General features: G+C 38.5%; 8 protein-coding genes. 6 read left to right on the top strand and 2 right to left on the bottom strand.

Annotated elements, in window-relative coordinates; all coding sequences use genetic code 11:
- Nucleotides 1-402 precede the first annotated feature (402 nt).
- The 6 genes from QU01_RS08390 (at nt 403) to QU01_RS08385 (ending at nt 4,202) form a co-directional block, all read left to right on the top strand.
- Nucleotides 403-660: a hypothetical protein gene (locus tag QU01_RS08390; protein ID WP_033741101.1), complete on the top strand. Its 258-nt coding sequence runs from the start codon at nt 403-405 to the stop codon at nt 658-660.
- A 452-nt stretch (nt 661-1,112) separates the two neighbouring features.
- Nucleotides 1,113-1,292, top strand: coding sequence for a hypothetical protein (locus tag QU01_RS05450; RefSeq protein WP_000787875.1), 180 nt, complete (start codon nt 1,113-1,115; stop codon nt 1,290-1,292).
- 578 nt (nt 1,293-1,870) lie between these two features.
- Nucleotides 1,871-2,062, top strand: a complete 192-nt coding sequence (locus QU01_RS08305) for a hypothetical protein (protein ID WP_080248375.1) — start codon at nt 1,871-1,873, stop codon at nt 2,060-2,062.
- A gap of 134 nt (nt 2,063-2,196) precedes the next feature.
- Nucleotides 2,197-3,021, top strand: coding sequence for a small-conductance mechanosensitive channel MscS (gene mscS, locus QU01_RS05440; protein ID WP_033762899.1), 825 nt, complete (start codon nt 2,197-2,199; stop codon nt 3,019-3,021).
- Between the two features lie 164 nt (nt 3,022-3,185).
- Nucleotides 3,186-3,812 (top strand): hypothetical protein, encoded by a 627-nt coding sequence (locus QU01_RS05435; protein WP_229260240.1) that lies wholly within the window; start codon nt 3,186-3,188, stop codon nt 3,810-3,812.
- Nucleotides 3,813-3,893: 81 nt separating this feature from the next.
- Nucleotides 3,894-4,202: a hypothetical protein gene (locus tag QU01_RS08385; protein WP_229260239.1), complete on the top strand. Its 309-nt coding sequence runs from the start codon at nt 3,894-3,896 to the stop codon at nt 4,200-4,202.
- 725 nt (nt 4,203-4,927) lie between these two features.
- Here the strand turns inward: QU01_RS08385 and ftsZ are convergent.
- Both ftsZ and ftsA read right to left on the bottom strand, forming a co-directional pair.
- Entirely contained in the window at nt 4,928-6,085 is a 1,158-nt protein-coding gene (gene ftsZ, locus QU01_RS05420; RefSeq protein WP_000233623.1) for a cell division protein FtsZ, read from the bottom strand.
- A 130-nt stretch (nt 6,086-6,215) separates the two neighbouring features.
- Nucleotides 6,216-7,697: a cell division protein FtsA gene (gene ftsA / locus QU01_RS05415; protein ID WP_033762896.1), complete on the bottom strand. Its 1,482-nt coding sequence runs from the start codon at nt 7,695-7,697 to the stop codon at nt 6,216-6,218.
- Nucleotides 7,698-7,711: the final 14 nt, after the last annotated feature.

The following is a 7,711-nucleotide window of genomic DNA, read 5'->3' as shown; positions in this document are numbered from 1 at the left end:
ATATTTTAGTGCTTTATTTTTCTGTTGCTTTTTTATTTCTTTTATTTTTAGTTGTTTTGGTTTGCTTATTTTGTTTAAGTTTTTTTATTGTTTTTAATGATTTGATAACACGCATTGGTATGTTTTACTTTGTTTAAGAAGCTTGTTTTTATATAGTATCGCTATTTTTTAGTTTCTTGGATTTTTATCCCTATATAATTAGTGTAAGATAACAACTATAATAAATAAATTTGAAAGGGTAGTCAATGTCTAGTGGTTTTAAAATGTTAAAAAGTCAGAGTTAAAGAATGGCACTGAACCTGAATTAATCATTATGGGACGGCTGAAAAATTCGCTAAATTGAGAGCGAGTAACCCTAACTTAAAAAGAACAATAGCTTTCACAGAAGCAGAAAGAGCTGACTTGAGTGCTGCGGGTCTATCTAGGTTGTATGAGCATATGACGGAGGGTCAATGCGGAACTATTTCAGCATTCAGGGGAAGTTATACTAGAGAAACCAATATGAAGCGGACTAAACACCTCAAGTCTCTCTTAAGAGCCTTATACCCTGAAGTGGGATTTATTACTATTCAAGGTTCTTGCCAAGAAAAAGCTAGCGATATTCCTAGTAATGAAGTTTCTTTTTTGTCTATACGCTCAAAGACCATCGCTTTGATTTAAGAGCAGAACTCATCAAATTAGGAAACAAATTCGAGTAAGACAGCATTGCGTGGTGTCCTAAGATAACAGAAGAAAGCGGTAAGGTTTATGCTAGATTTAGTCTCATTTGCACCACACTAAACCCTAATGGGGTTGAGGCTTATGACTTCTCTGGCAAAATACACAGGAAATGTAAATTCGGTCAGTTAATAGGAAAATCAGAGCTTGTCAGTTTTGGTAAAGATATAAACCCTAGTGCTAAATCATTCCAAAGTGCTTATTCAAAAATACACGGAAAAAAGTTCTTTTTCCATAAACCCACATAAATAGCCGAAAACACCTTACAGAGTTTAAAAGCCAAACTTGACGCTAATAGAATGAAAACTAGCACAACGGGTGGGGTAATAGGCACTTTCCGGTTATGTGGATATGAAAAAGGCGTTCAGGTTGGATAGCGTTCTAGGAACTAACCCATGAAAAATTTCAACATTACAAGCGATAAAGTCAGTCAAAGTCTCATCAATGCTATGAAAACTTACAAAATCAAACCGACTTTAAAAACGACTTTAAGTGAAGCTATGAATAACCCTAACTTAAAGGCGTTTGATGAGCTGACTAAAAAAGAAAAATACAGCATAACCGCTCCTTTCTAGATTGTATAAACATCTATATAACGATGAGTGCTTGTGTCTTTCAGCTAACAGAGAGTTTAAGTTGAGCTTATGGCAAGATGAAGGGTTTGATACCGCCGCTGATATGATTGTGGATTATTATAAGTGGGTCTGTTGGTACTATCCTTTCTAAATACCTAATGAGCGATGCAGAGAATGTCCAAAGAAACAAGGAATGAGAAGCGGATATTAAAAAGCTATACCCAAAAATCGGTTATATTAAAGTCAATGGCGTTTATCAAGGCAGTAAAGAACCTAGCTTTCTTATCTACGCATTAGGTGTGGATTTATTGACAACCATTAGAGAGCTTGGATACCAATACGAACAAGATAGCGTGGTGTATTCTACTAGCAACAGCTCTGAAGCGTGGTTGTATTTCACTACCCTTTAAAATCCGCATTCTTTGAGAAAAAGGAAGGGTGAAGGTTATAAGCCTTATAAAAGGGGTCAAAAAATTAAGATTGCTAACCACATCAATATTGACCAAAATTGAGAAAGCCCCAACTCCCCTAAATTCTTAAAGAATTACTCAGAGACTTTTAAACACATTATAGCTTTTATGCGAAAATCTTATAGAGCGGTATCTGTTGATAGCGTAACGATAAAATCCATTAAAGCCAAGCTAGGGAAAAACCATTGCCATATAGTGAGCGGTAGCTACCAAGTAGGGGGTGTGCGTGAAGTAATCTCTAGGTTCAACACTAAAAAACCCTTTTTTATTAGACAGCACGCTAAAAGCCAATCCCTTTGACACTGGCATTGGATTGAGCGTTTGAGTTGTGGTAATAAGGTTAGTCCTAAACATGCTAACATGTCAAAATTAGCTACATAAGGATAAGTTATCTTGTCTCTGTTAGCGATTTTGTGATTTGCAAGGAAAGATTTATGGATGAAATTAAAACGCTGTTAGTGGATTTTTTCCCGCAGGCAAAGCATTTTGGGATAATCTTGATCAAGGCTGTCATTGTCTTTTGTATAGGTTTTTATTTTTCGTTTTTCTTACGGAACAAAACCATGAAACTTTTATCCAAAAAGGATGAGATTTTAGCGAATTTTGTCGCGCAAGTGACTTTTATCTTAATCCTTATCATCACCACAATCATTGCACTCAGCACGCTAGGCGTGCAAACCACCTCTATTATCACTGTTTTAGGAACGGTGGGGATTGCTGTGGCGTTGGCTTTAAAAGATTATCTTTCAAGCATTGCTGGAGGGATAATCCTTATTATTTTACACCCTTTCAAAAAAGGAGACATCATTGAAATTTCTGGCCTAGAGGGCAAAGTAGAAGCGCTTAATTTTTTTAACACTTCTTTACGCTTGCATGACGGACGCTTGGCGGTTTTACCCAATAGAAGTGTCGCTAATTCTAATATTATCAATAGCAATAACACGGCATGCCGGCGCATTGAATGGGTTTGTGGGGTAGGGTATGGGAGTGATATTGAACTGGTGCATAAGACGATAAAAGATGTTATTGACTCAATGGAAAAAATTGATAAAAACATGCCCACTTTTATTGGGATCACGGATTTTGGATCCAGCTCATTGAATTTCACCATTAGAGTTTGGGCAAAGATTGAAGACGGGATCTTTAATGTGCGCAGCGAACTCATTGAACGCATCAAAAACGCCCTAGACGCTAACCACATTGAAATCCCTTTCAACAAGCTAGATATTGCTATTAAAAATCAAGACTCTTCTAAGTGATTGGTGTGAGATGCATTGATTGTGGTGATACTTGAATTTTAAGGAGACTCTATGTCAAGCGATTTTAAAAACCTTTTCATCGGTGCTAATAATTCTAAACGCACCAAGCTAACTTAATAGCGAAAAAAACCCTATCCATTCTAACTCGTTATCATCTCTCATTGATGCCCGCCTTTAAGGAATACAAGGAAGCTAAAAGCCAACTACCTCTCTTTAAAATCTCTGTCAATTCTAACCAACCCCTATCCGCTCAATTAAACGAGTATGATAAGAAAAAGTCAGCGTTAAGAGCCGTTTTAAACACAAGGTCAAAAAGAGACAATAACTTAGTGCATTATGATGATTTGACTATGGCTCAAAAAATGAATACCACCGCTTTATCTATGAGCCGATTATGCGATCGGATGCTAAACTGCCCAGTAGCAGTTATCTCTGGTTATAGGACTTATAACGATAAAGCCATTATTGCGGATTATGGATTAAAAGAAGCCACCAAGATTTTAGAACTGAATGCGACAACAGAGGGCGAGAAAAAAGAGGAAGTTGAAGCCCTTTTAAAACCCTTTATGCTCACTAACACTGATAACGAAAAAAGAACCAAGTGGTTGAGAAAAAAGTTAGACCTATACAAGGGCTACATAGGATACAAAATTGTTAAAGGTTATTACAGAGAAGCAGGTATGCCACAAGCTAACATAGAAACTAGCTTCATTTGTTTTGAACTCAAACCATTCCATAATAAAAATCAGTTCAAAGACATCATAGTGAATTTGGGTAGGGAGTTCAACTAAGACAGCATTATTATCAACAACCCTAAAGATAAGCGTGGGGCTGTATTCACTTTAATATGCACTACCCCTTACCCCTACTTGATGCTTGATGGGGAAAAAACAAAACTTAGAGAACCCTTTGCTGAATTAAAAGACCCTAAATTTAGGAACTCTATCGCTGATGAAGCCTTACCTAATGGTCAGTCAAACCCTGATTTTTTGATTGCTTTCACGGAGTTTATGCGTAGCGTTGCTAAACACAGCTACAGCGAAACTAAAAAAGATAAAATCAAAAGAGATGATAAATCTAAATCCGCTAGGTTTGGGTTCTATACCTATGAAAGTATAGCAAGAACTTATAAGGCAACCGAACAAAAAGACATTACCCTAACAGTGTTCTTGCTAAATTAAAAGCCAATTTGATAGAGAACGGGCAGAGAAAAATAAGAGGAACTAGGGGTGGTTGGGAAAATTGGAGCAAGTGGGTTCCTGGATACTCCTACGACTTGAACGCTTCCTTTACTATGGATAGCGTTCTAGATAACACATACAAACCCAAACCCCTTAAAGCTAATCAATTTGATACTAACGCTGGATATTGTTTCATTAACGAACAAGACCTACTTAATCAGTTCATCAATGTGAGTGCTAAACTATCCCACGACACCTTATTAGCGATAAGACAAACAGAAAACATAGACCTAGTTTATGCTTTGATTAAAGACACCACTTATATGATTTTATCTTTGAGATTGATAAAGCGGTGAAGCGTTCAATCATCTAGTCATTGAAGTTTCTCAATCAGCCCTTAAGAATGCAGAACTCAATCAAATTAAAAATGCATTGACCTCACAAATTCATAATGGGGCGTATAGTTTTAGGGGTGGTGAGTGTGAAAAATAAAGCCCTTGGTTTTTGCCAAATGAGTTTCTAGCGTTTCATTAACTAGGAGGTGCTTTGGGATATTCCCCTTTAAAGCGCTTTAAAATCCCCTAAACGCAAAAACTAACACACCCATTAAATCAAAGCTTTAAAATCAAAGCTTTTTAATTTTATTCTAAAAAAGAATGAGAGCGAACCCAACAAACCGCTTTATTATGACCCTATAAAAATAGGGGGGAAAGCGAGATCTGCAATTAATCTTGCTGGATCCTTATGGCTGTGGGTGTGGATAGTTCTTCTTCAGTAGGGATTCTTAAAAAATCGCTATTACCCACTTTTCTTGTTTGTTTCACCACAGGCTGAGAGGGCGTAGCGATAGATTCCAAACCCGCTCCACCGCTATTTCTTTCAGCACCGGTTGCAATGATAGTAACGCGCACATGATCAATGGGGATACTCTCGCTCGTGTGTTGGCCAAACTTAACATCAACATCTTGATTGGCTCGTTCTTGAATAGATATGCAAGCTTGAGAATAAGCATACATAGGATAATCAGGGTGGTGCTCAAAAAAGACAATAATGCTCTTAGCCCCATCAATAGAAGCGTCATCAAGAAGAGGCGATTGGATCGCATTTTCCACTGCTAATTTAGCGGATTCTTCGCCAGTGGCCTCACCAATACCCATTAATGCAAAGCCTTTAAAACCAAGAGCGCTTTTTAAATCAGAAAAATCAACATTAATATCACCGGGTTTAGTGATGATCGTAGAAATGCCACTCACAGCCCTAACCAAGACATCATCAACTTCTTTATAGCATTCTTTGGTGCTGGCATTTTTTTTCATGGTCAAAAGAATTTTATCATTAGGGATAACCAAAATAGAATCGCTAGATTGCTCCAACTCCTTTAACCCCTCTTCGGCTTTCTTGCTTTTTTGAGATCCTTCGTATTTGAAAGGCTTGGTAACGATAGCAATCGTGAGCGCTCCCACTTCTTTTGCGATTTTAACGATAGTAGGGGTGGCTCCAGTCCCAGTCCCTCCTCCAAGCCCTGTAGAGACAATGACTAATTTGGCGTCTTTAATCGCTTCTCTAATTTCATTAGCGCTTTCTTCAGCGGCTTTCCTACCAATATCAGGAACCCCCCCAGCGCCTAAACCTCCAGTAGACTCTTTGCCTAAAAGGATTTTAACCGGAGCGGGATTGTTTTTGAGGTGTTGGCCATCAGTGTTCGTTGCAATGGGGGTAACATCTTGATGCACGCCGTATTCAACCAAGTGTTTGATCATGTTAGACCCCCCACCTCCAACACCGATGACGACAATCTTAGCCCCTTTATAAGCTGGATCGCTTACTTCTTCAATGCTCGCTTGACCAATATTATAATTTTCCATCTCTGATTGATGAACCATAGCCACATTCCCCTTGAGATACGATTTTTGCAAATCTTAAACTTTGATAAATAGCTAAAGGATTATACCATGTTTTCTGGCTTTTGATAACTATCAAGGCGTTTTTATCGCATAAAGAAATGGCTGTATCTTAAAAGAGTTTGGAAATCTTATCAAGGAAACTTTTAAAAAAACCTTTTTGTTCGGTGGGTTTTATAGGCAAGAAATCATCGTTTTTAGCGGTGTTTAAAGGAGTGCTAGGGGCTTTTAAATCGCTCAAATTCCTTTCTGTTGGCGATGAATGGATATGGTGGGTAGAGCTTGATTGATGGGCTGTTCTTGTGTAATCATCGCTTTCATGATAGCGGATAATCCCTTTAGAATCCCTTTCATAATTGGTATGCCCCCCTGCTTTGTATAAAATCAAGCCGACCACGACTGAAAAGCGAGGATCTTTCAAATCTTCAAACATGCCCATGATATTGTATTTTTCCACAGGGGTTGCCAAACGAACAGGGTAATTAGTGAAATGGGTCCTGGCTAATTCCTTGATCCCTTTCATTAAAGCCATCCCACCGGTTAACACAACGCCCCCACCCAAATGCTCTTCTAAACCGCTATCTTGAATGCTCCTGTGGATGATTTTAAAGGTTTCTAAAGCCCTTTCCCTCATGATAGTTTGGATTTCACTAAGCGGCACAATATGGCTTTCATTGCCATCAGAGCCGGTGGTAGGGATTTGAACACTTTGAGAGGGCGTTTCTGCACCGCTTTCAAAAGAAAGATCCCCATATTTGATCTTAACTTCTTCAGCGTAAGGGAATGGGGTATTGAGCATGTGCGATAAATCCGTGGTCAAATGGTGAGAGCCTACGGGTAAGTATTTGTTATAGCGTATGGAATTGCCGCTATAAATCGTAAGGTTGCATGTCTCTCCGCCCATATCCACGCAAGCCACGCCCAATTCCCTTTCATCATTAGACAAGGTAGCAATCGAGGCTGCATAAGAATTGATCACGATGTTTTCAATCTCTACCCCAGATTGGATCATGATTTTTTCTAAATTTTCAATGTTGTTTTTTTCTGTATAGACAATGTGGATAAAGACTTCTAAGCGAGTCCCGCTCATCCCTAAGGGGTCGTTCACTTCTTGTTTGTCTAAAGTGAAGCGATAAGGGAGGGCATGCAAAATATGTTTATCATTATCTAAGCCTGCTTTAGCGCATGCGTTATTGATAGCGCGATTGATTTCATCAATGGTTACCACATTGTCTTTAGTGCTCGCTACACCGGTAACATCTCTAGTGCTTTCAGTATAAGCCCCAGAAAAAGAAACAATCGCTTTAGTTTTAGGGTAATACGATTCCCTAAAGGATGAAATGGGGTTATTCCTGTCTTCATCAGCGTTCAAACCTGCCATTTTTTTAGCGCTATTAATCACTTCTTTAATAGCGTTAGAAGCGTGAGCAAGGCTATTGATACGCCCTCTTTTAATGGCTTTTGAATTGATTTCTTTAGAGTCTTGATGGGCTGTGCCAATGATGCGCAAAATCCCTTCTTTAAATTCAGCCACTATCGCGCAAATCTTTCTAGAGCCTATATCAACCCCTATAACGATTTCTTTATGTTCCATGATTTCCCCTTGCA

It is taken from the genome of Helicobacter pylori SA221C, from assembly GCF_000476855.1.
Taxonomy (GTDB): domain Bacteria; phylum Campylobacterota; class Campylobacteria; order Campylobacterales; family Helicobacteraceae; genus Helicobacter; species Helicobacter pylori_DK.
Note: the sequence above shows the minus strand (reverse complement) of the source record. Positions and strands in the feature narration are given on the sequence as shown.